At 63.4% G+C, this 20,485-nt stretch carries 20 protein-coding genes; 7 read left to right on the top strand and 13 right to left on the bottom strand.

Features of this window, described 5'->3' with window-relative positions; genetic code table 11:
• Positions 1-82 precede the first annotated feature (82 nt).
• Both ACDC66_RS06065 and hemF read left to right on the top strand, forming a co-directional pair.
• A complete protein-coding gene (locus ACDC66_RS06065) occupies positions 83-2,512 on the top strand; it encodes a DNA topoisomerase I (RefSeq protein WP_376695789.1) in 2,430 nt (809 codons plus the stop codon).
• 7 nt (positions 2,513-2,519) lie between these two features.
• Positions 2,520-3,431 (top strand): oxygen-dependent coproporphyrinogen oxidase, encoded by a 912-nt coding sequence (gene hemF, locus ACDC66_RS06060; RefSeq protein WP_376695788.1) that lies wholly within the window; start codon positions 2,520-2,522, stop codon positions 3,429-3,431.
• A gap of 990 nt (positions 3,432-4,421) precedes the next feature.
• Here the strand turns inward: hemF and ACDC66_RS06055 are convergent.
• Positions 4,422-5,456: a serine hydrolase domain-containing protein gene (locus ACDC66_RS06055; RefSeq protein ID WP_376695787.1), complete on the bottom strand. Its 1,035-nt coding sequence runs from the start codon at positions 5,454-5,456 to the stop codon at positions 4,422-4,424.
• Here ACDC66_RS06055 and alkB point away from each other — a divergent pair.
• The gene (gene alkB / locus ACDC66_RS06050; protein ID WP_376695901.1) at positions 5,455-6,123 is read left to right on the top strand and encodes a DNA oxidative demethylase AlkB; all 669 of its coding nucleotides are present in this window, start codon (positions 5,455-5,457) and stop codon (positions 6,121-6,123) included. The two genes, ACDC66_RS06055 and alkB, sit on opposite strands and share 2 nt — an antisense overlap.
• A gap of 475 nt (positions 6,124-6,598) precedes the next feature.
• Here the strand turns inward: alkB and ACDC66_RS06045 are convergent, their stop codons facing one another.
• The 8 genes from ACDC66_RS06045 to ACDC66_RS06010 form a co-directional block, all read right to left on the bottom strand.
• On the bottom strand, positions 6,599-6,991 hold the full coding sequence (locus ACDC66_RS06045; RefSeq protein WP_164231472.1) for an ectoine synthase: 393 nt from the start codon (positions 6,989-6,991) through the stop codon (positions 6,599-6,601).
• 115 nt (positions 6,992-7,106) lie between these two features.
• Positions 7,107-8,393 carry a diaminobutyrate--2-oxoglutarate transaminase gene (gene ectB, locus ACDC66_RS06040; protein WP_376695786.1) on the bottom strand — a complete coding sequence of 429 codons (1,287 nt, stop codon included), beginning with the start codon at positions 8,391-8,393 and terminating at the stop codon, positions 7,107-7,109.
• A 35-nt stretch (positions 8,394-8,428) separates the two neighbouring features.
• Positions 8,429-8,935, bottom strand: coding sequence for a diaminobutyrate acetyltransferase (gene ectA / locus ACDC66_RS06035; RefSeq protein WP_376695785.1), 507 nt, complete (start codon positions 8,933-8,935; stop codon positions 8,429-8,431).
• Positions 8,925-10,124, bottom strand: a complete 1,200-nt coding sequence (locus tag ACDC66_RS06030) for an aspartate kinase (protein ID WP_376695784.1) — start codon at positions 10,122-10,124, stop codon at positions 8,925-8,927. Before ACDC66_RS06030 ends, ectA begins: the two co-directional genes overlap by 11 nt.
• Positions 10,125-10,170: 46 nt before the next feature.
• Complete coding sequence (locus tag ACDC66_RS06025) at positions 10,171-10,731, bottom strand: MarR family winged helix-turn-helix transcriptional regulator (protein WP_376695783.1); 561 nt, start codon at positions 10,729-10,731, stop codon at positions 10,171-10,173.
• A gap of 138 nt (positions 10,732-10,869) precedes the next feature.
• Positions 10,870-13,812 carry a ligand-binding sensor domain-containing diguanylate cyclase gene (locus tag ACDC66_RS06020; protein ID WP_376695782.1) on the bottom strand — a complete coding sequence of 981 codons (2,943 nt, stop codon included), beginning with the start codon at positions 13,810-13,812 and terminating at the stop codon, positions 10,870-10,872.
• A gap of 27 nt (positions 13,813-13,839) precedes the next feature.
• Positions 13,840-14,493 (bottom strand): rhomboid family intramembrane serine protease, encoded by a 654-nt coding sequence (locus tag ACDC66_RS06015; protein ID WP_376695781.1) that lies wholly within the window; start codon positions 14,491-14,493, stop codon positions 13,840-13,842.
• Positions 14,490-14,963 (bottom strand): c-type cytochrome, encoded by a 474-nt coding sequence (locus ACDC66_RS06010; RefSeq protein ID WP_376695780.1) that lies wholly within the window; start codon positions 14,961-14,963, stop codon positions 14,490-14,492. Before ACDC66_RS06010 ends, ACDC66_RS06015 begins: the two co-directional genes overlap by 4 nt.
• 31 nt (positions 14,964-14,994) lie before the next feature.
• Here ACDC66_RS06010 and ACDC66_RS06005 point away from each other — a divergent pair, with 31 nt between their 5' ends.
• A complete protein-coding gene (locus ACDC66_RS06005; RefSeq protein WP_376695779.1) occupies positions 14,995-15,594 on the top strand; it encodes an LOG family protein in 600 nt (199 codons plus the stop codon).
• Positions 15,591-16,427, top strand: a complete 837-nt coding sequence (locus ACDC66_RS06000; RefSeq protein ID WP_376695778.1) for a BPSS1780 family membrane protein — start codon at positions 15,591-15,593, stop codon at positions 16,425-16,427. The genes ACDC66_RS06005 and ACDC66_RS06000 overlap by 4 nt, the downstream gene beginning before the upstream one ends.
• On the opposite strand, the gene tatC is transcribed toward ACDC66_RS06000, so the two are convergent.
• Genes tatC through ACDC66_RS05980 form a run of 4 tightly spaced genes read right to left on the bottom strand, consistent with a single transcriptional unit; the run spans position 16,412 to position 18,670 of the window.
• Complete coding sequence (gene tatC, locus ACDC66_RS05995) at positions 16,412-17,176, bottom strand: twin-arginine translocase subunit TatC (protein ID WP_376695777.1); 765 nt, start codon at positions 17,174-17,176, stop codon at positions 16,412-16,414. The two genes, ACDC66_RS06000 and tatC, sit on opposite strands and share 16 nt — an antisense overlap.
• Positions 17,151-17,414, bottom strand: a complete 264-nt coding sequence (gene tatB, locus ACDC66_RS05990; protein ID WP_376695776.1) for a Sec-independent protein translocase protein TatB — start codon at positions 17,412-17,414, stop codon at positions 17,151-17,153. The genes tatC and tatB overlap by 26 nt, the downstream gene beginning before the upstream one ends.
• Before the next feature lie 3 nt (positions 17,415-17,417).
• Positions 17,418-17,654, bottom strand: a complete 237-nt coding sequence (gene tatA, locus ACDC66_RS05985) for a twin-arginine translocase TatA/TatE family subunit (protein WP_376695775.1) — start codon at positions 17,652-17,654, stop codon at positions 17,418-17,420.
• A 56-nt stretch (positions 17,655-17,710) separates the two neighbouring features.
• Positions 17,711-18,670 (bottom strand): DUF6923 family protein, encoded by a 960-nt coding sequence (locus ACDC66_RS05980; protein ID WP_376695774.1) that lies wholly within the window; start codon positions 18,668-18,670, stop codon positions 17,711-17,713.
• A gap of 184 nt (positions 18,671-18,854) precedes the next feature.
• Between ACDC66_RS05980 and hemH the strand changes: the two genes are divergently transcribed.
• Positions 18,855-19,994, top strand: a complete 1,140-nt coding sequence (gene hemH / locus ACDC66_RS05975; RefSeq protein ID WP_376695773.1) for a ferrochelatase — start codon at positions 18,855-18,857, stop codon at positions 19,992-19,994.
• 95 nt (positions 19,995-20,089) lie between these two features.
• Positions 20,090-20,479, top strand: a complete 390-nt coding sequence (locus tag ACDC66_RS05970) for a hypothetical protein (RefSeq protein WP_376695772.1) — start codon at positions 20,090-20,092, stop codon at positions 20,477-20,479.
• The last annotated feature ends 6 nt before the right edge of the window (positions 20,480-20,485 follow it).

Below are 20,485 nucleotides of genomic sequence, written 5' to 3'. Positions count from 1 at the left end.
ATGACAACCTACGGCGAAGTCACTTCGCCATCACGCTGCTGCAGAAAGCACTAAAGCCCGCAGCACAACCGAACAAGATCGCATGTCAAAAAATCTGCTGATTGTCGAATCGCCGGCCAAGGCGACCACCATCAACAAGTACCTGGGGCCCGATTTCGTGGTGCTGGCTTCCTATGGCCATGTGCGCGACCTTGTGCCCAAGGAGGGTGCGGTCGATCCCGAGCACGGCTTCGCAATGCGCTACGACATCATCGAGCGCAACAAGAAACACGTCGACAAGATCGTGGCGGCGGCGAAAAAGGCCGACGCGGTCTATCTCGCGACCGACCTTGACCGCGAAGGTGAAGCGATCTCCTGGCATATTGCCGAGATCCTCAAGCAACGCGGCGTCAATTCAGAAAAACCAGTCAAGCGGGTCGTGTTCTCCGAAATCACCGAGCGCGCCATCAAGAAGGCGCTGTCCGAACCGCGGGATCTGGCCAATTCGCTGGTCGACGCCCAGCAGGCCCGCCGTGCGCTGGACTACCTGGTGGGCTTCAATCTCTCACCCCTGCTGTGGAAGAAGGTTCGTCGCGGCCTTTCCGCCGGCCGCGTGCAGTCGCCGGCGCTGAGGATGATCGTCGAGCGCGAGGAAGAGATCGAGAAGTTCGAGCCGCAGGAATACTGGACCATCGAGGCCGACCTGGGCGAAAACGAGGAGGAGGCCTTCAACGCCAACCTGGTCAAGCTCGACGGCAGCAAGCTCGAGCAGTTCGACATCACCGACGGGGACCAGGCCGGCAAGCTCAAGACGCAGATCGAACAGGCCGCCGACGGACGCTTCAAGGTCGCCCGCGTCAAGAAAAGCCAGCGTCGGCGCCGACCGCAGCCGCCCTTCATCACCTCGACGCTGCAGCAGGAAGCCGCGCGCCGTTTGCGTTTCACCACCCAGCGCACCATGCGCATCGCCCAGCAGCTCTACGAGGGCGTCGATACCGGCAGCGGCAACCAGGGCCTGATCACCTACATGCGGACCGACTCGGTGGTCCTGGCCGGCGAGGCGATCAACGAGATCCGCCGGACGATTGCCTCGGAGTTCGGCGAGAACCTGGCGCCGGAGAAGCCCAACTTCTACCAGTCGAAATCGAAGAACGCGCAGGAAGCCCATGAGGCCATTCGCCCGACTTCGGCAATGCTGACCCCGATCAAGCTGAGAAACCACCTCAGCGACGACCAGTACCGGCTCTACGAGCTGATCTGGAACCGAACCGTCGCCAGCCAGATGATCCCGGCCGTCTACGACACGGTCAGCGCCGAATTCGATGTCGGCGAGACCACTTTCCGCGCCTCGGGCTCGACCCTGATCGAGCCCGGCTTCCTGAAGGTCTACCGCGATTCCCGGGCCGAGCAGGACACGCGCCTGCCCGAGATCAACGAGGGCGACGAGATCCCGCTCATCCAGGTCCGGCCCGAACAGCATTTCACCGAGCCGCCGCCGCGCTTTTCGGAAGCGAGCCTGGTCAAGACGCTGGAAGAGTACGGCATCGGCCGGCCCTCGACCTACGCCTCGATCATCCAGACGCTCAAGGACCGCGAGTACGTCGAACTCGAAAGCCGTCGATTCACTCCGACCTCCACCGGCCGCGTGGTGGCCAAGTTCCTGTCGCAGCACTTCGACCGCTACGTCGACTACGATTTCACCGCCCGGCTGGAGGACGAACTCGATGCCATCTCGCGCGGTGAGAACGACTGGGTGCCGCTGCTCGAAGAGTTCTGGCAGCCGTTCATCGATCGCGTCAAGGAAAAGGACGAGACCGTCAGCCGCAAGGAAGCCCAGCAGGCACGGGAACTCGGCACCGACCCGAAGACCGGCAAGCCGGTCATCGTGCGCCTGGGCCGTTACGGGCCCTTCGCCCAGATCGGCAGCGCCGAGGACGAGGAGAAGCCCCAGTTCGCCGGCCTGCGACCGGGCCAGAAGATGGACAAGATCACCCTCGAGGAAGCGCTGGAGCTGTTCAAGCTGCCGCGCAATCTCGGTGAGACGCCGGAAGGTGAACCGGTGCAGGCCAATATCGGCCGCTTCGGTCCCTACGTCCGCTACGGCCAGCGCAACTTCGTCTCGCTCAAGGAGCACGACCCGCACGAAATCACCCTGGACCAGGCGCTGGAACTGGTCGCCGAGCACAAGCAGCGGATGAAGGAACGCATCATCCAGGAATTCAGCGCCGAGGGCATCCAGGTGCTCAAGGGCCGTTACGGTCCCTTCGTCACCGACGGCAAGCGCAACGCCAGCGTACCCAAGGACCAGGAGCCGGAGAAGCTCACGCTCGAGGAATGCCAGAAGATGCTGGCCGAAGCCCCGCCGAAGGGCCGCCGCGGCAAGTTCGGCAAGAAAAAGGCCGGCGGCAAGAAGGCGGGGGCCAAGAAGTCCGGCAAGAAGAAAGCGGCGAAGAAGAAGTCATCGAAGAAGAAAGCCGGCAAGAAGAAGGCTTCGAAAAAGAAGAAGACCGCCAAGAAGAAGACGTCGGCCTGACCGGGGAATGACGTACAACGAATCCAGCGTCGGCGACGTCAAGAAGTACCTGCTCGATCTGCAGGAACGCCTGTGCGCGGCATTCGAGGCCAGTGACGGCCAGGCGCAGTTCCACGAAGACGCCTGGGACCGACCCGAAGGCGGTGGCGGCCGCACTCGGGTGATCCAGGACGGCGCGGTGTTCGAAAAAGGCGGCGTCAACTTCTCGCACGTCCACGGCGCCGAACTGCCGGCGGCGGCCAGCGCACGACGGCCGGAATTGGCCGGGCGCAACTTCCAGGCGCTGGGCGTGTCGGTGGTCATGCACCCGGTCAATCCCTACGTGCCCACCAGCCACGCCAACGTGCGCTTTTTCATTGCCGAGAAAGACGGCGAGCCGCCGGTCTGGTGGTTCGGTGGCGGCTTCGATCTCACGCCCTACTACCCCTTCGACGACGATTGCCGCTTCTGGCATCAAGCTGCGCATGACCTCTGCGCGCCTTTCGGCGAGAACGTCTACGCCGAACACAAGCGCTGGTGCGACGAGTACTTCCATCTCAAGCACCGCGACGAGACCCGCGGCATCGGCGGCCTGTTCTTCGACGATCTCAATGACTGGGACTTCGACACCTGCTTTGCCTACCTGCGCGCCGTCGGCGACGGTTACCTGGCCGCCTACCAGCCCATCGTCGAAAAGCGCAAGGATCACCAATACGGCGACCGGGAAGTCGGCTTCCAGCGCTACCGTCGTGGCCGCTACGTCGAGTTCAACCTGGTCTACGACCGCGGCACCCTTTTCGGCCTGCAGTCCGGCGGGCGCACCGAGTCGATCCTGATGAGCCTGCCCGCCGTCGCCCATTGGCGCTACGACTGGCAACCCGAGGAGGGGTCACCGGAAGCTCGGTTGAAGGACTACCTTCAGGCGAGGGACTGGGTGTAACGGCGGGGGCGTCTGGTTACCAGGCGCTAGATTGTTCTTTGCCATTGCTCGCCGCGGCGCTCTCGACAAGTCAACTTCTGTTTCGCCCGGCCCGCTTTGCGGGGTCTTGCGACGACTAACTTTTGTCAATCGCGACCGACCCACGAGAACGGGGTTGGGCAAAAGCTCAGCTCACTGTGCAGCGTTTGTGGCAAGGCGTCGGTGCGCCGGTGTAGCCGTAGCTACACCAAGCACCGAGAACGCAGTCCACGAGCGCTGCACAGTGAGCCCTTCGGGAGATTCGGACGCGTCCCCCTGCGGCGTTGAGGCGACTTGCCGTAGTACCACTACGCCGGCGCCGCCGAGCCTTGCAGGCGAACGCGTCCGAAACTCTGAGTTTCAGCCCAACCCCGTTCTCGTGGGTAGAGTAAGCAAAAGCGCTCTTACAACCACGCGGTCGGGCCGCAGGATCAACTAGTCAGGGGCTGCTCGGATTTGGCCCGCGTCTTCGCTCGGGCTCGGTCGAGAGACAGGGCGTTTTCGACGGAGATCGGGAGTTGTCCGCACCTGATAGGCGCGACCTCGCTCGACCCGGCTTCGGCCAGCACCGAGAAGCCGGATGGCTTCAGCGCCTTAGCCTGCACCGGCACCGCTGTGCCTTGACCAGCGATTGCGGCATCCGAGGTCGTAGTGCTAGATGCGGGCCGCGCCAAGCGGACGTCGTAAGCCAGCATGTGCCTCAGCCGGGCTTAAGCGAAGCCCCAGCCGTAATCCTGTGAAGCCACTCCGCTGGAAGGTTCCTGAGTCGAATCCGTCTGGGTTTTCAGCGCGCTTTTGATTCCTTTTGCCGCGCGAGGCAAAAGGAATTCGCCGCAAGAGCCTGCGAAGCAGGCCGGGCGAAACCGCCTTTGACTTTGACTTGGCGAGGCAGCCACTGCCTGCAACGGCAAAGAACAACCTAGCGCCCCAAGCGTGAAGCGCTAGTAAGACGGGCGCACTTCCCGGCCACCCTCAGGGGGACCCTGCAGCCTCGACGATACTCGCCGCCAACCTCTTGAGGCGGCCAAAGTGCGCTCCGTTCGAAGGCGGTGTGGGATCGGAGATCACGACAATGGTCAAATCGGCGCCGGGTATCACGAACAGCGCCTGCCCGCCGTAGCCGCGGCCGTGGTAGGAGCGTTCTCCGGCCAGCTCGCTGATGAACCAGCCGTAGCCGTATCGGTCGCCACTCCATGGGGAGCGGCCCCTCGGCGTCCACGACGCTTCGATCCAGGATTCTGAAAGCACGCGTTCTCCGTCGATAACGCCGCCGAGGCGATAGAGTTCACCGAAACGAGCCAGCGCCCTCGGGCTCAACTTCATTTCGTTACCGCCGAAGTGGATGCCTTGCGGGTCCTGCATCCAGTCGGGAATTCGAATATTCAGCGGCTCCCCCAGCCAATCCCGCGCCAACGCCAGAAGGGAGCGACCGCTGGCTTCGACGAGCGCGGCGCCGGCCAGATGGCTCGAGCCGGTGGAGTAGATCATGCGCCCGCCGGGCTCATCGACCATGGGACGGGTGAGCGCGTGCGCCACCCAGTTTTCGCTCTGAACCCAGGCCCCGTAGTGACGCCCGGAGGTGCTGCGCAGGCCGGTCTGCAGCGACAGAGCGTGACCGAGGGTAATCTCGCTGACTTCCGCGGCCGTGGTTTCGGGCACACGCGAGCCAAGCAGATCCACGATCGGCTGCCCGGTGCCCTCGACCAGGCCGCGCTCGATCGCGATGCCGGCCAGCGCCGACAACACGGTCTTTGAAAGGGACTTGAGGTTGGCCGGCGTCGACAACCCGGGCCCGGCACGGACATGCTCGACCACGGCCTCGCCTTGATGCAGCACGAGCAGACTGTGCAGCCGAGCAATCGAATCGGCGCGGTCAACGATGGCCTGCCGCTCGGTCGCCGAAATTTCACTGGCGTGAAGCGACCCGCTTGCGCCCAGCGCTAGAATGCCGAACAGGCCGAGCATCAGTTGGGTCGGCCGTGATCGAAGATTGTCAGTGAATTTCATGGATGACAGCATGCCCGTTTCCGGTCAACTTTTTGACAACATCCACCCGAGGGGTTCGGCCGAACGTCTCTCCGAAGGCGCCGTGCTGTTTCACGGACGCATCACCGAGCAGGCCGAAGCCGTCGTCGAAACAATCCGCGAAATCAACCGGCAGGCACCGTTCCGGCACCTGATTACCCCGGGCGGCCACAAGATGTCGGTATCGATGACATCCTGCGGGGAACTCGGCTGGATGACAGACCGAAAGGGTTATCGCTATACCTCGACGGATCCGGGAAGCGACCAGCCCTGGCCGGCGATGCCCGCGCTTTTCAGCGAATTGGCGCGATCTGCCGCAGAAGACGCCGGCTTCCCGGGCTACGAGCCGGATGCCTGCCTGATCAACCGCTACCGCCCCGGCGCCAAGTTGTCATTGCACCAGGACAAGGATGAGCGGGACTACGCCCATCCGGTGGTGTCTTTTTCACTCGGCCTGCCGTCGACCTTTCTTTGGGGTGGGTTCCGCAGGAAGGACAAGCCCGATCGGCTCCTGCTCGAGCATGGCGATGTCCTGGTCTGGGGCGGCCCGGACCGCCTGCGCTACCACGGCATCCTGCCGCTACCCGAAGGCGAGCACCCACTACTGGGCGCCCAGCGCATCAACCTGACCTTCCGCAAGGCGGGATAGGAGCGGAGAGTTGATGGTGGGTGGGGGTGTTTTTCCCGGGAAGCGCAGCGAGCGCGCTTGTTAAGTCATCGGGCATAGGAGGCTCCTGGGTGCCGACAAAACACCCGGTGCATCACTTCAAGGAAAATCGGTCCCGAGCGACAATTCACAAGTATTCGAGTTCGGCTGACGTGTTTTCCCCTTCCGCGCTACGCTTCCCGGGAAAAACACCCCCACCCACCATCTGGAAGGGTTGGAGTTTCATAACACGTGTCAGAACGGGTGGTGCCGGGCGTGAGCGGGCAGCAGTCGGCCCGGCGGCGGGCACCATCACAACCGCATTCGCGGATGCGGCAAGGCGGGATAGATAGCTGCGATCGTGGCTGGGCACCCAGTCAATCTTGCCGGCACCAAAGCGCCACCTTGCTTGAAGCAGCCGCGGGCGCCGCTGGCCGACTGGCGCCCGCTCACGCCCGGTACCACCCGTTCCTCCCCCTCAGTCGAGGTCGGCCGGATAGGCGCCGTCTTCGCCGTGGACTTCGCGGCCGGAGACCGGCGGGTTGAACACGCAGACCATGCGCATGTGCGAGCCCTTGTTGGCGCGCAGGATGTGCTTGTCGTGCTGGTCCAGGGCGTAGATGGTGAAGGCCTCAAGCGGATAGACCTTGCCGTCCTCGACCGTCTCGATCTCGCCCTTGCCCTCGATCAGGTAGACGGCCTCGAGATGGTTCTTGTAGTGCATGTGCAGCTCGGCGCCTTCCTTGATGACGGTGTCGTGCACCGAGTAGCCCATGCCGGCGTCCTTCAACAGGAGCCTGCGGCTGTTCCAGCCTTCGGTATCGACGTCGTCCTTGGTGCCGAGAATGTCCTGCAGTTTCTTGACGATCATGTTTGTTGCCTCCTGAAGTTGGATAAAAAATAAGTCGCGCCGGGGCTCCCCGACGCGACTATTGCATGTTGACTTGCGCCGAGCCAGGCGGCTCGGAACCGCCTTTAATTGCTGGTCAGGCCACCTTTCGATCCGGTGACGCGCCGTTCGCTACCTTGGTCACCGCTTCTTCGATGATCGACAGCCCCTTCTCGAGATCCTCGTCGGAAATCGTCAGCGGCGGCAGCAGCTTGAGCACCTGGTCGTCGATACCGGCAGTCTCGATCACCAACCCTTGCTCGAAGCACTCGGCCGAGGCCTTGCCGGCCAACTCGTGGTCCTTGAAGGCGATGCCCTGGATAAAGCCGCGCCCTCTGAGGGTCGCTTCAACCGGGATGCGATCGACCAGCGCACCCAGGCGCGACTCGATGATCTCGGTCTTGCGGCGAACGTCGTTCGTCAGCTCGTCGTTCGTCCAGTAGTCGAGCGCCTTGGTGGCGGTTACGAAGGCGAGATTGTGCCCGCGGAACGTGCCGTTGTGCTCACCCGGCTGCCATTTGTCGAATTCCGGCTTGATCAGCGTCACCGCAAAAGGCAGCCCGAATCCGCTCAGTGATTTCGACAGGCAAACGATATCGGGCTTGATGCCGATCTCCTCGAAGCTGAAGAAGGGACCGGTACGGCCACAGCCAACCTGGATGTCATCGACGATCAACAGCACACCATGGCGCTGGACCAGCTCCGACAGCTCCTTGAGCCACTCCATGCGGGCCACGTTGACGCCACCTTCGGCCTGCACCGTCTCGAGTATGACCGCGGCTGGCTTGTCGACGCCCGAGCCCTCGTCTCCGAGGATTCGCTCCAGCAGCGCCAGGCTGTTGTCGCTGCCCTGCTCCAGATAACCGTCGAAGGGCATCTGGGAGGCGTTGGCCAGCGGCACGCCGGCACCGGCACGTTTCATGGCGTTGCCGGTCACCGCCAACGAACCCAGGGTCATGCCGTGGAAACCATTGGTGAAAGAGATCACGTTGTGCCGTCCGGTCACCTTGCGGGCGATCTTCAATGCAGCCTCGACCGCGTTGGTGCCCGTGGGCCCCGGGAACTGGACCTTGTAGTCCATGCCGCGCGGCTTGAGGATGACCTCCTCGAAGCGTTCGAGGAAGCGCGCGCGCGCGCTGCTGGCCATGTCGAGGCTGTGAACGATATGGTCCTCGGCCAGGTAGTCCATCAATGCGGACTTGATCTCGGGGTTGTTGTGACCATAGTTGAGCACGCCGGCACCGGCGAAGAAGTCGATGAACTCACGGCCATCTTCGTCGGTCAGGCGGGCGCCACGCGAATGCGTGAACACGGTCGGGAAATTGCGCACGTAACTGCGCACTTCCGATTCGAGTCGATTGATGGTGTCTAGATGATGACTCATGGTTGTTTTACTCACTACTTCAGATTGAATTCGGTTCAGTTGGATTCAAATGGTCCGATTCGGAACAACTCTTCCGGCTCGTGACCGTCTGGAAAATGCTCGGCCAGCATGAATGTACTCACCTGGCAGTCGACGCCGTGATCGCGGGCCACTGATCGGAACAGCTTGCGCGAGGCCGTATTGCTCGGTGTGACCGAAGCTTCCAGCCAGCGTGCATCCGGATTCTGCGCCAGAAATGCTTCCAGCAGACGGCGCGCCATGCCCCGCTTGCGCATGAACGGCGCCACACCGACCTGCCAGACAAACACCGTGTCCTGGCGCTCCGGCGGCCGATGACCCAGCACGAAGCCGGCCATCTCGCCCTCGACCTCGGCGACCACGCAGGTTTCGGCAAAGTCGATGCAGAACAGGACGTAGAAATAGGCGGTGTTCAGCTCGAGACCGCCCATCTCCTTGACCAGTTCGTACATGCGAGCCCCGTCTGCGGGACGCGCCTTGCGAAACACGGGTTCCGCCAGTGTTTGTGCGCCTTCAGGCGACATCGGCCACCTCGGTGTCAGTGATCTCGAAGCGATCATGAAAGATCTGCATGGCACGCTCCACGGCATTGCAGTCGATCAGGCAGGTCACCGCGTGCTCGAAACGCATGACCTCGTGTACGGCAATGCCCTCGGATTCCAGTTCCTTGCGCGCGATTTCTTCCGCGCCGGCCTCGCTGCCGGCCTTGTAGCCGACGGCCGAAACACTGGCAATCGGGCCGCCCACGATCACACCGGTGTCGAACTCTTCACGGATCGACTTGGCCAGGCCTTCATCGTCAGCCAGCTGACCGATGGAGATCAGATAGCGACCGGACTTGCCCTCGGCCAACTCGGGGACGAACACATCGAGATCGTCCAGGCGCTCGGCGAGGTTGGCGTGATCGGCCGACTCGTCGAACTCCACCTGAAGCAATTCGTCGTGACAGGCCACGCCGACGATGCGCGAGCGACCCAGGCCCGGTTCGGCGCGGACGATCGTCTCGCCGCCTTCACCGTGCGCCTTGCGGCAGACGATGGTCACGTCGTGCTCGATGGCGTAGTCGATGGCGCGTTCGTTGAGCACACCGGCGCCGTGATGGGCCAGCGTTTTCATCTCGGCCAGGCTGATCATGCTCAGGCGCGTGGCGTCGGGCACCTTACGCGGGTCGGCGGTGTAGACACCGTCAACGTCGGAATAGATCTCGCAGCGCCCGGCGCCCACCGCCGCGGCCAGGGCAACGGCGGTCGTATCCGACCCGCCGCGACCGAGCGTGGTGATGTCGCCTTCCGGGCTCTCGCCCTGGAAGCCGGCAACCACGGCAATCTTGCCTTCCTCGAGGGTCTCGAGCATGCGCTCGGGATCGACGCACTTGATGCGTGCATTCATGTGCGCGTCGCAAGTCTTGACACCCGCCTGCGGGCCGGTCAGGGACACGGCTTCGTGACCCAGGTCGTGCAGCGCCAGGCTCAGCATCGAGGCCGAGGCCTGCTCACCGGCGGCGAGCAGCATGTCGAGCTCGCGATGCTCGGGATTCGAGTTCAGCTTGCCGGCGCGCGCCAGCAGCTGGCTGGTGGTCTTGCCTCGCGCGGAGACCACAACGACCACGGCCTTGCCTTCTTCGCGGCAGCGAGCCACGCGTTGGGCCACCGCCCGGAGTTGTCCGTCTTCCGCGAGCGAGGATCCGCCATATTTTTGAACGATGATATCCATCTTTTCCAACGTCTTTATGTATTTGAGTGTAAGAAGTTCGTTTGATTCAACTCTTGCCCGGATGCATCGGCGACAGGGCCGAGCCCTCGTCCTTGGTATGCAGGATGTCGACCAGCGCCTCCAGGCCCTGAGTGAGCTCATCGAGCTCGTCCTCGCGCAGGCGAGTGAGCGCATCGAGCAGCGCACCCTGGGCCGGCAACGGCGCGGTCGCGAGCAAATCGGCACCTTCATCGGTGACGAATAGCTGCACCACGCGTTGATCCGGACCCTGACGCGATCGGGTCAGCAGTCCCTTGCCTTCGACCTTGTCGAGCAGGTTGCTGGCCGTCGCCGGCTTGATCGACAGGCGGCGTGCGATCTCGGAGACGCTCATGCCGGGCGAGCGATCCACTTCCCACAACGCCCACAACTGAGCGGCACTGAGGCCGCACTGCTTTTCCACCCAGGCCGAATGCGCCTGCACCGCGCGAACGGCGACGCGGAAATTCCGCACCACGCCCATCACACGCGGGTCGTCAGGTTCATTGACCAACGGCCCATCCGTCGCGGTCTTCAGCGGCGGGCGGGTGCCGTCGGCTGCAGTCTTGTCGTTTTCGTTTGATCTCATTTGCGGCTAATTATATGCCAAAAAACAAGTTTGTGGCTAATTAGTTGGTCAAAAAGTGTCTGCGATGCACCGAATGTGGCGTCAATCCCGAAAATTTCAACTGGATAGGGCAGGAAACGGCTTGCTACAGCCCCTGATTCAGGATGCCGGCTCGACGCTTACACGGTTTCTCCCGGCGTCCTTGGCCGCGTAGAGCGCCCGATCCGCGCGCTCGACCAGGACGCGAGCTTCGAGGTCCCCGTCCGGCGTGACGGCCGCGCCACCGGCACTGATGGTGACCACTGCATTGATGCCGCCATCGGGATGGGGCAAGCCCAGCGCCTCGACCCCCGCGCGCATCCGTTCGGCGAGGACGCCGACCGAACCGATGTCGGTCCCCGGCAGCAGGACGACGAATTCTTCCCCGCCATAACGCGCCACCAGGTCGCCCGGACGACGGACCATGGACAGCAGCGAATCCGCAACCTCACGCAGACAGTCGTCCCCGACCTGGTGACCCTGGCTGTCATTGAGCCGCTTGAAACGATCGATATCGGCCAGGATCAGGCCCAGCGGCGAACCTTCTCGGCGGGCGACGGCCCATTCCTTCTTCAAGCGCTCGTCGAAATAGCCGCGGTTGGCCACCCCGGTCAACCCGTCGATGCGCGAACTCCTCTCGACCGCTTCCAGCGCCTGCTCGAGCTGCTCGGTGCGCTCACTGACAAGGCTCGAGAGGCGCTTTTCGCGAACCCGGAACTGGCGCACGCTGAGTCGATAGACCAGCCAAACCAGCAGACCTACGACCACCAGCGCCAGCGCGCGGAACCAGTTTGTCTGCCAGATGAACGGCTCTTGCGTTACCGCCATGGTTGCGGTTTCGCTCGACCAGATCCCGTCGTTGTTACTGGCGCGCACCTCGAAGCGGTATTCGCCCGGCGGCAGGCGCGTGTAGTAGGCCGTCCTTCGATCACCAACGTCCTGCCAGGCCCGGTCATAGCCCTGGAGGCGATAGCGGAACCGCACCTGGCTCGGCGCGGCCAGGCTCAGCGCGGTGTAATGGATCTCCAGGTTGTCGCTGCCCGGCGGCAGACTCACGACGCCATCCGGCTGCGCGAAATGCCCGTCATAGGCCACGTCCTCGATGACAACAGGCGGCTCGACGCGATTGATATCGAGACTGTCCGGCGCCACGCGCACCAGGCCGGCCAGCCCGGGAAACCACAGATTTCCATCAGCGTCCTCGGTCACCGACGGCTGGAAGCCGCCGGCGAACTGGCCGTTTCTCAGACCGTCGGCCTCGTTGAACAGGCGTGCATCGGGCTGGACGTCTTCACCGGCCGCCATCGCCAGCAGGTCCGAGCGATCGACCCGAACCAGGCCACCCCCGCCGCTGAGCCAGAGATTGCCCCGATCGTCGGCGGCGATGCCGTAAACCGAGCCCTGGGGCAGGCCGTCGGCAACCGTGAAGTGATGAAATTCGCCGTCCCGGTAAAGACTCAGACCGCTGTCCCGCGATCCGATCCATAGCCGTCCATCGACGTCTTCGTGAAAGGCATAGACAATATTGCCCGGCCCGCCTTCGTCGGCCGGAAAGTTCTCGAATACCTCGCCGTCGAACCGGCTCAAACCGCCGCCGTTGGTTCCCAGCCACAGGCGACCCTCGCGATCCATATGCATCTGTCGCACCAGCGCGTCCGGAAGGCCGTCATCACGCGTCCAGCTGCGGAAATCACCATCCTCGAGACGGCTGATACCGCCATCGGCGGCCACCCAGAGGGCGCCGTCTTCCTCCAGCAGCAGCGCAAAAATGTGATTGCTCGGCAAGCCGTCTTCACGCGTCCAGGTGCGAATGCCGTTGTCCGTCAGGTGGTTCAACCCGCCACCGAAACTGCCCACCCAGACGCCGCCCCCGCCGTCGGGAGCCAGTGCCGAAACATTATTGCTGGCGAGTCCGTCGTCGACCGTGATTCGCTCGACCTTCCGGCCGTCAAGCCGGAACAGGCCCGCCCCCTCGGTGCCGGCCCAGATGGCTCCGTCGGCCGGATCGGCGGCGACCACAAAGGTGGCATCGGCCAGGCCTTCCGGTTCGCCGAATGTCAGAAACTTGCCGTCACCGAGGCGATGGAGGCCCTGGCGGCTGGCCAGCCACAGGCTGCCTTCGCGGTCTTCGACCAGGTCGAAGACGAAAGCCTCGGCCAGCCCACCCTGGTCAAAATGCGCGACTTCGTCATCGTGTATCCGGATCAGGCCATTGTTGTAGGTACCCAGCCAGAGGTTGCCGTCGGCATCCTCCAGGATGCTCTGGATGCCATTGCCGGCAATGCCTTCGGGCAGTCCGTAGGGCTCCGGGCCGGACTCCCCCATGCGATAGAAGCCCCCGTCGTATGTGCCGATCCAGATCGTGCCGCTGCGGTCTTCGTAGACGGCATGGATCTGGTCGGATACCAGGCCGGTGGACTTGTCGTAGGTGGCCATCTCCCCATCACGCATGCGGGTGACGCCGCCGACCAGGCTGGCAAACCACATCGCACCGGAGCTGTCCTGGTGGACGTCGAAGATGCGGTTGTGAGCCAGCCCGTCCGCGCTTGTCAGCGTGGAAATCCCGCCGTCGGGCGCCAGCCGCGTCACACCGCCGGCCGTGCCGAACCAGATCGCGCCATCCTCGTCCTGGTAGATGTCGTAGACGATGGGGTGGGCCAGGCCTTCCTCGGCCCCGAAACGTTCGAATGTGCCGTCGCGATATCGTGTGGCGCCGCCGCCGTAAGTTCCGATCCAGAGGTCGCCGTTTTCGGCCTCGAACAGCGAGCGCACATCGTGATTGGCAAGACCGGGGGTAGAGGCGGTCGTGAAGACGTCGGCGTCGATGCCGTCGAAGCGGACCAACCCGTTCTGCGTCCCGAGCCACAAGTAACCGTCGCGCGATTGCAGAACCGTCCAGACCGCACCCGGCGGGAGCCCCTCGTCACGGCCGTAGTGATCGTGGACGTACTGGGAAGTCAGCCGATGAGGATCGAGTGCGACGGCCGTTGAGGCGAAAAAGAGCAGCCATGTCATGACCAGCAAAATGGACAGCGCCCTGATGCTTTGCCGATCATTCTTCATCCGTCGATTCGCCATCCGGGTCACGCCCTATCGCATCCGGCTGCGCCGGCTGCCCCAGTACAGAATCAGGCCGAAGCCGAACAGCATCCCGCCGAGATGCGCGAAATGCGCCACGCCGGCCATGGTTCCGGTCATGCCGAAAAACAGCGTTAACAGCCCATAACCGATTACGAAGTACTTGGCCTTCATCGGAATCGGCGGAATGAGCAGCATAATGGTGCTGTTGGGAAACATCATCCCGTAGGCCAGCAGCAGGCCGAAGACCGCGCCCGAGGCGCCGATCGTCGGGTAGACGTCGCCGGTGACCGCGGCAACCGCCAGCTGGATGACCGCCGCACCGATCATGCAGACGAAATAATAGACGAGAAATCGACGCGCGCCCCATACGCGCTCGACCGGCAGCCCGAACATGTACAAGGCGAACATATTGAAGAAAAGATGGCCCAGCCCGCCGTGCAGGAAACCGTAGCTGACCAGCTGCCAGGGGACGAAGCCGGTCGACATCGTGCCGCCATCGCCGAAGCGGATCAAATCGGGCGTGGACAAGGGCCACAACGCGAAAAGCCGGATCATGTCGGTCATCGCCGTCATCTGGACGAAATACATCACGACGGTGGCGCCGAGCAGAATCATGGACACCGGCGGGTTGCTCTGGCGCTGGAACTCAAACGGCTGATTCATTGCAACTCCTCGAGCAATCGGTCCACGCCCTCACGGCCTTCCGGCGTGCGCTGGCCGGCCAACGCGCTTCGTAGCGCCGCAACTTCTTCGGCCGTCCAATCCGGCGCCCCGTTCGACCAGCGGCCCTGGATGTAGCGCACGACCTCGGCAACTCGCTCATCGTCAATTTGCTGCATGGGCGGCATGTAACCGGCATAGGACTCGCCGGCCACCTCGATTTCTCCGCGCAGGCCCAGGAGGATGATGGCGGTCAATCCCTCTGCCGGCAGGGCCAGCCACTCCGATCCGGCCAGCGGCGGGAAAGCAGGCGGACGGCCCTGTCCCTGCATGCCGTGGCAGCCGGCACAATACCGGCCGAAAGCCGCCTGGCCGGGCTCCGCGTTCTCCGCGGGGCGATCCTGTTCACCACAGCCTGCCAGCAATGCCACGAACAGCAGCGCAGCGAGCGGCGTCTGTTTACAATGAGTCATCGTCACCGATCTTCGTTATCCGAGTCCATTCATGTCCATCAAGAGCGTAACGGTCTACGCAGCTTCCAGCCAGGCGCTGGAGCCCGTCTACATCGACGCGGCCGAGCGCCTCGGCCGCACGCTGGGCGCTTCCGGCCTGCGTATCATCTATGGCGGTGGCAGCACCGGACTGATGGGCGCCATGGCAGACGGCGCGCTTTCCGAGGGCGCCGAAGTCCTCGGCATCATCCCCGAGTTTCTCACGCGTGTCGAGCGCGGACATCAAGGCCTGCACACACTTGAAGTGGTGTCGGACATGCGTGTTCGCAAAGCGCGCATGCTCGAGGAAGGCGATGCCGTCATCGCACTGCCCGGCGGCTGCGGAACGTTCGAGGAACTGTTCGAAGCCATGACACTCAAGCGACTGGGACAGTTTCTGGGGCCGATCGTGCTGATCAATACGCAAGGTTATTACGACCGCCTGATCGATTTTCTCGGCCACAGCGTGAAGGAACGATTCATGAACCACACCCATCTCGACATGTGGCAGACGGTCAAGCAGCCCGAAGATGTGCTGCGCGCCATGCGCGAGGCTGTCTCCTGGTCGACGCACGAAGCGCTCGAATCCGCCGCGGTCCGCCGGACGCCATGAGCACCCCAGGCTACAGGAAACCCGGGTTCGCGGCCGGGCTGCGCTGGCTGCCGGCCGCCGCCGAGGTGTTCTTTTCCGGTTTTGGGCCGCTCGCCGGATTGGCCGCGCTCTGGCTGCTGGTGTCGGTCATCGCCATCGTTCCGCTTGTCGGTCAGCTGGCCGTGATGTTGATCACGCCCCTGCTGACTGCCGGCGCCATCGCCGCCTTCGGCCAGGTCGCGGCCGGGCGACGGCCAGCGCCGACCATGCTGTTTGCCGCCTGGGGCCGGCCGCAATTGCGGAACCGCCTGTTCGGTCTCGGCGCCTTCGGGATAGTGGGCAGCCTTTTGGCATTGCTGGTTGTGGCCAGTTGGCTGGCCGGGCAGGTAACACCCGAACAAATCGAGGCCGCACAGCAATCCACGCAGGCCATGGCCGAAATGCTCGAGCAAGTGACACTCGGGCCGATGCTGCTGGTTGCCGCCGGCATTATTGCCGTCGTGATGGCGGCCATGTATTTCGCCATTCCCCTGGTGATGTTTCGCGATATCAGCACCGCCAGCGCCCTGACCACCAGCCTGCGGGCCGTGTTCGCCAACTGGTCGGCATTCCTGGGATTCGGTCTGGTGGTCATCGCGATGGTCGTCGCCCTGGGCATGGTGTTCGGCCTCGTCATGGTGACCGTAAGCCTGGCACTGGGGACGGCCGGACAGATGATCGCCCAGGTCGTGTTCATGCTCGCGGCCATGCTGGTCCAGGTGCTTATGGCCGGCACTCAGTGGGTGGCCTATTCCGACGTGTTCGGATCGCCCGGCGGAGACGGCCAGGAACCGGAGGATCAGTTACTGGCCTGATCGTCGGACTCGGCCGAGCGTCTCACCAGCACGCGTGAGGCAATGATGCCCATCTCGTAGAGCAGCAGCACCGGCAGGGCCAGCAGAGTCTGCGAAATCATGTCCGGCGGGGTCAGCAGCATCGCGACCGTGAAGGCACCGACAATCACGTAGCCGCGCGCCCGGCCGAGCGCCTCCGGCGTGGTGATACCCAGGGCGACCAGGATGATCGTGGCCACGGGAACCTGGAAGGCCAGGCCGAACGCGATGAACAGCGTCAGTACAAAGTCCAGGTAGCGATCGATGTCGGTCATCATGGCCACGCCCTCGGGCGCCATCGAGGCGAAGAACCCGAACACCACCGGGAACACCACGAAATAGGCGAAGGCGCAACCGGCGTAGAAGAGCACGACGGCCATGCCCAGCAGCGGTCGGGCCAGGCGTTGCTCACGGCGATACAGACCCGGGGCGACGAAGGCCCAGAGCTGGTAGAGCACGACGGGCATGGCAATGAGCAGCGCCAGGATCAGCACCAGCTTGAAGGGGGTGAGGAACGGCGAGGCCACGTCAATGGCGATCATGCTCGCGCCCTCGGGCAGGTGGCTGACCAGCGGCTTCGCGAGAATGCCGTAAAGCTGGCGTGCAAAAGGTGCCAGCACCAGCAAGACAACGAAGATCGCGGCCACCGCTCGAAGCAGGCGGCTGCGCAACTCGACCAGGTGATCCATCAGGGACAGGTCGGGATCAGTCCGCGTCGTCTCTTCGCTCATGCGCTTCCTGCTCGACGGATTCGGACTGTTCGTGAGATTGCTCGGCTTCCAGGATGCGCCGGTTGTGATCGCGATCCATCTCGTCCTGGAATTCGGACTTGAGGCTGGCCCAGGCGCCGCGCGCATGGCGCGTCCAGCGGCCGACGGTATGCGCGATCTCGGGCAGTCGCCGCGGACCGACGACGAGAAGCGTGATCAGGGCCAGCAGCAGCAACTCGCTGAAGCCGACGCCGCCCACGTATCAGCGCTCCCGCTTGGAGGTCGACTCGTCCTGCTCTTCGCCTTGCGGCGAGGGCTTTTTCTGCGACCGGTCGTCAGCGGAGTCGTCGTCCTCGTTCTCGCCCACGCCCTTGCGGAACTCGCGAATGGCGCCACCGAGATCGCTGCCGATATTGCGTATACGCTTCGTGCCGAAGATCAGCAGCACGATGACGAGGATGATCAGGATCTGGGGCCAACTGATGTTGCCGATACCCATGCGCTAGACCTCAAATACTGGGCCGCAAAGGCCCGATCGGGAAAACGGGCAGTTTATCAGTTCGTGCCCGGCCGGCGAAGCGTCGTGACAGCCAGGGTCACCACAAGCAGGGTCAGCAGCCACAGTGCCGGGGCGGAAAGCGCGGGGACCGGAATGGAACCGACACCGGCGGCAACGCCGCGGCTGCAGTCGCCCGGCGGTGCGATGGCCAGGGATTCAACGCCGATCAGGGTGCCACCGCTTTCGGCCGAGCCGACTTCGGCCACGCGCTCGGCCTGGCCGGTTGCCGGATCGATGCGCAAAACCTGGCTCGGGCGGGACGAATCCCGGTCCGAGCGTTCGCGCCGCTCGGTCACGGCCCAGAGCGTTCCGTCCGAATCGGCGGCCAGCCCCGCCTTGTTGTAAAAATCGGCCTCGCTGCCCAGCGCGCCGATGAGCTCGGCCCGGCCGGTTTCGGGGTCGATCCGGTAAAGATTGGGAGAAGCCTGGTTGTCCTCGCTGGCCATACCCCTGCCAATACCGTAGACCTGATCACCCAGGCTGGTCATGTCGACAATGGGAGCGCCCAGATCACCGATCCGTTCGGCCTGTCCGGTTTCGGGATCGACCTCGTAGAGCGACAATCCGAGCGACTCGGAATCGGTTGAAATCAGCAGCCGGCCTTCGCAGGTGAAGGTCATGCCGAAATCGTGGTTCCCCTGTGGCAGGCCCAGGTTGCCAGACTCCTGCCCCACGGCCACCGCGTTTCCGCTCCGGGTGCCGATTCGAACCAAGGTATTGGTGGAGTCGTCCACGCCGAAGAGTTGTTCGTCGCCGCTGAAAGCCAGGCCTTCAATAAAGAGGAACTGCTGGATTCGAGAACGGCCTTCGAGCCGGGCATCACCACTGGCAAGGTCGAGTTGCCAGAGCGCGCCGATCTGGTCTTCCTCGGAGAGATAGTCGCGGGAATTGATGACCCATCCCTCGGGTTGCGCGCACGCCCAACCGCTGACTGTCAGAGTGACAGCCAGAATCACACTTCTCCAGCAGAGAGGCGTGCATGGGCGCATTCTTTATTTTATTCCTTTTACTCCGACAAACAGCATCATAGCAAAAAAGTCCACAAACCCCCAGTGGTCAGGTGGGGCCGGGGGTATCCGACCGACCGCTCACGTTGCAGGCGGTACAATTCGGATCACTTATTTCATCCGAGCAAGTTTCATGTCCGGTTCCCGAGAACAGACGGTCGAAACCGTCGACGCCACGCGCCAGGTCAATGCCCACGGGGAAGCCGCCCGCGCCGCCGTGCTGATGGTCAACCTCGGCACGCCCGAGGCGCCCACGGCTGCGGCACTGCGACCTTACCTCAAGCAGTTTCTCTCCGACCGGCGCGTCATCGAGGCGCCGAAGCTGCTCTGGTGGTTCATCCTCAATGGCTACATCCTGCCGTTCCGCTCCCCGCGCTCGGCCGAAGCGTACGCCCGGGTCTGGACCGAGCAGGGCTCCCCTCTCCTGGTCGACAGCCGCAGCCTGGCCCACAAGCTCGAGTCGGACTTCAAACAGGATCTGCCGCGGGTGAAGGTGATGCTCGCGATGACCTACGGGCAGCCGGACATCGATTCGGCCATCGACCGGCTTCGACGCGAGAACATCCAGCGACTGCTGGTCCTGCCGATGTATCCGCAGTACTCGGCCACGACCACCGCTTCGGTTTTCGACCACGTGACCGATTCGCTGCGGCGCTTGCGCTGGCTGCCGGAGGTGCGCTTCATCAACGATTTCCATCACGACGAGAACTGGCAGGCAGCCGTCGCCGAGTCCATCCGCCGCTTCCGGCAAGCGCGGGAAAAGCCGGACAAGTTGCTGTTTTCCTTCCATGGCATTCCCAAGAGAAACCTGCTTGCCGGAGACCCTTACTACTGCCAGTGCCAGGCCAGTGCACGGCAAATCGCCCAACGCCTGGAACTGGCCGACGACGAGTGGCTGGTCACTTTTCAGTCGCGCCTCGGCCGTGCCGAATGGCTCAAGCCCTACACCGACCAGACCCTCGAAGAACTGGGCAAGCAGGGCGTGAAGAAGCTTCAGGTCGTGTGCCCCGGCTTTTCAGTCGACTGCCTGGAGACGCTGGATGAAATCGCCGTCGAGGGCCGCGACGAGTTCATTGCCGCCGGCGGCGAATCGCTGGACTACATCCCCTGCCTCAACGACTCGCCCGAACATGTCAAGGTCCTGAGTGCGCTGTGCCGACAGCACGGCCAGGGGTGGCCCGAATTCGCCGGCGGCCGCGACGCCGGCGAATCGGAGCTCAAGGCGCGCGTCGAGCGCTCGGCAGAGGCCGCCCGGCGTCTCAATCTGGACTGAGCGCATAAGCCGGGCCGCTTCGGCAACTACCTAGAGACGCCCCCGGCAACAGCCTGATAGCTTGGGTCATTCATGCCAACCACGTGTACTGAATCATGAAAAACCACCTGGGCATTTCCCTGTTCATCCTTCGCTTCAGTGTGTTCATCGTCATGGCGATGTGGTCGCTCGACAAACTGCTCAACCCGGGGCATGCCGCCGCCATATTCGAGAATTTCTACTTTCTCGCCGGCATGGGGGGCACCGTGCTGCTGGTGATCGGCCTCGTGCAGCTGGCGATCGAAATCGCTTTCGTGCTCGGCTTGTGGAAGTTCTGGACCTATGGCTTCGTGCTCGTCACCCATGCCATTTCCACGATCTCGTCGTGGCAGCAATACCTCGACCCGTTCAACAACATGCTGTTCCTGGCCGCCATCCCCATGCTCGGGGCATGCATCGCCCTGTTCCTGCTGCGTGACGACGATCAGCACTGGTCGCTGGGTTAGCTTGGC

This window comes from Wenzhouxiangella psychrophila, assembly GCF_042310375.1.
Lineage (GTDB): Bacteria > Pseudomonadota > Gammaproteobacteria > Xanthomonadales > Wenzhouxiangellaceae > Wenzhouxiangella.
Note: the sequence above shows the minus strand (reverse complement) of the source record. Positions and strands in the feature narration are given on the sequence as shown.

What these genes read in the sequence shown, in the direction of transcription:
- ACDC66_RS06030 (WP_376695784.1), bottom strand. Translation starts at nt 10,124, where the DNA reads ATGGATATCATCGTTCAAAAATATGGCGGATCCTCGCTCGCGGAAGAC.
- ectA (WP_376695785.1), bottom strand. Translation starts at nt 8,935, where the DNA reads ATGTCGCCTGAAGGCGCACAAACACTGGCGGAACCCGTGTTTCGCAAG.
- ACDC66_RS06065 (WP_376695789.1), top strand. Translation starts at nt 83, where the DNA reads ATGTCAAAAAATCTGCTGATTGTCGAATCGCCGGCCAAGGCGACCACC.
- tatA (WP_376695775.1), bottom strand. Translation starts at nt 17,654, where the DNA reads ATGGGTATCGGCAACATCAGTTGGCCCCAGATCCTGATCATCCTCGTC.
- hemF (WP_376695788.1), top strand. Translation starts at nt 2,520, where the DNA reads ATGACGTACAACGAATCCAGCGTCGGCGACGTCAAGAAGTACCTGCTC.
- ACDC66_RS06015 (WP_376695781.1), bottom strand. Translation starts at nt 14,493, where the DNA reads ATGAATCAGCCGTTTGAGTTCCAGCGCCAGAGCAACCCGCCGGTGTCC.
- ACDC66_RS06005 (WP_376695779.1), top strand. Translation starts at nt 14,995, where the DNA reads ATGTCCATCAAGAGCGTAACGGTCTACGCAGCTTCCAGCCAGGCGCTG.
- tatC (WP_376695777.1), bottom strand. Translation starts at nt 17,176, where the DNA reads ATGAGCGAAGAGACGACGCGGACTGATCCCGACCTGTCCCTGATGGAT.
- ACDC66_RS06025 (WP_376695783.1), bottom strand. Translation starts at nt 10,731, where the DNA reads ATGAGATCAAACGAAAACGACAAGACTGCAGCCGACGGCACCCGCCCG.
- ACDC66_RS06020 (WP_376695782.1), bottom strand. Translation starts at nt 13,812, where the DNA reads ATGAAGAATGATCGGCAAAGCATCAGGGCGCTGTCCATTTTGCTGGTC.
- ACDC66_RS06045 (WP_164231472.1), bottom strand. Translation starts at nt 6,991, where the DNA reads ATGATCGTCAAGAAACTGCAGGACATTCTCGGCACCAAGGACGACGTC.
- ACDC66_RS06055 (WP_376695787.1), bottom strand. Translation starts at nt 5,456, where the DNA reads ATGAAATTCACTGACAATCTTCGATCACGGCCGACCCAACTGATGCTC.
- ACDC66_RS05970 (WP_376695772.1), top strand. Translation starts at nt 20,090, where the DNA reads ATGAAAAACCACCTGGGCATTTCCCTGTTCATCCTTCGCTTCAGTGTG.
- ectB (WP_376695786.1), bottom strand. Translation starts at nt 8,393, where the DNA reads ATGAGTCATCATCTAGACACCATCAATCGACTCGAATCGGAAGTGCGC.
- ACDC66_RS06000 (WP_376695778.1), top strand. Translation starts at nt 15,591, where the DNA reads ATGAGCACCCCAGGCTACAGGAAACCCGGGTTCGCGGCCGGGCTGCGC.
- ACDC66_RS06010 (WP_376695780.1), bottom strand. Translation starts at nt 14,963, where the DNA reads ATGACTCATTGTAAACAGACGCCGCTCGCTGCGCTGCTGTTCGTGGCA.
- hemH (WP_376695773.1), top strand. Translation starts at nt 18,855, where the DNA reads ATGTCCGGTTCCCGAGAACAGACGGTCGAAACCGTCGACGCCACGCGC.
- alkB (WP_376695901.1), top strand. Translation starts at nt 5,455, where the DNA reads ATGGATGACAGCATGCCCGTTTCCGGTCAACTTTTTGACAACATCCAC.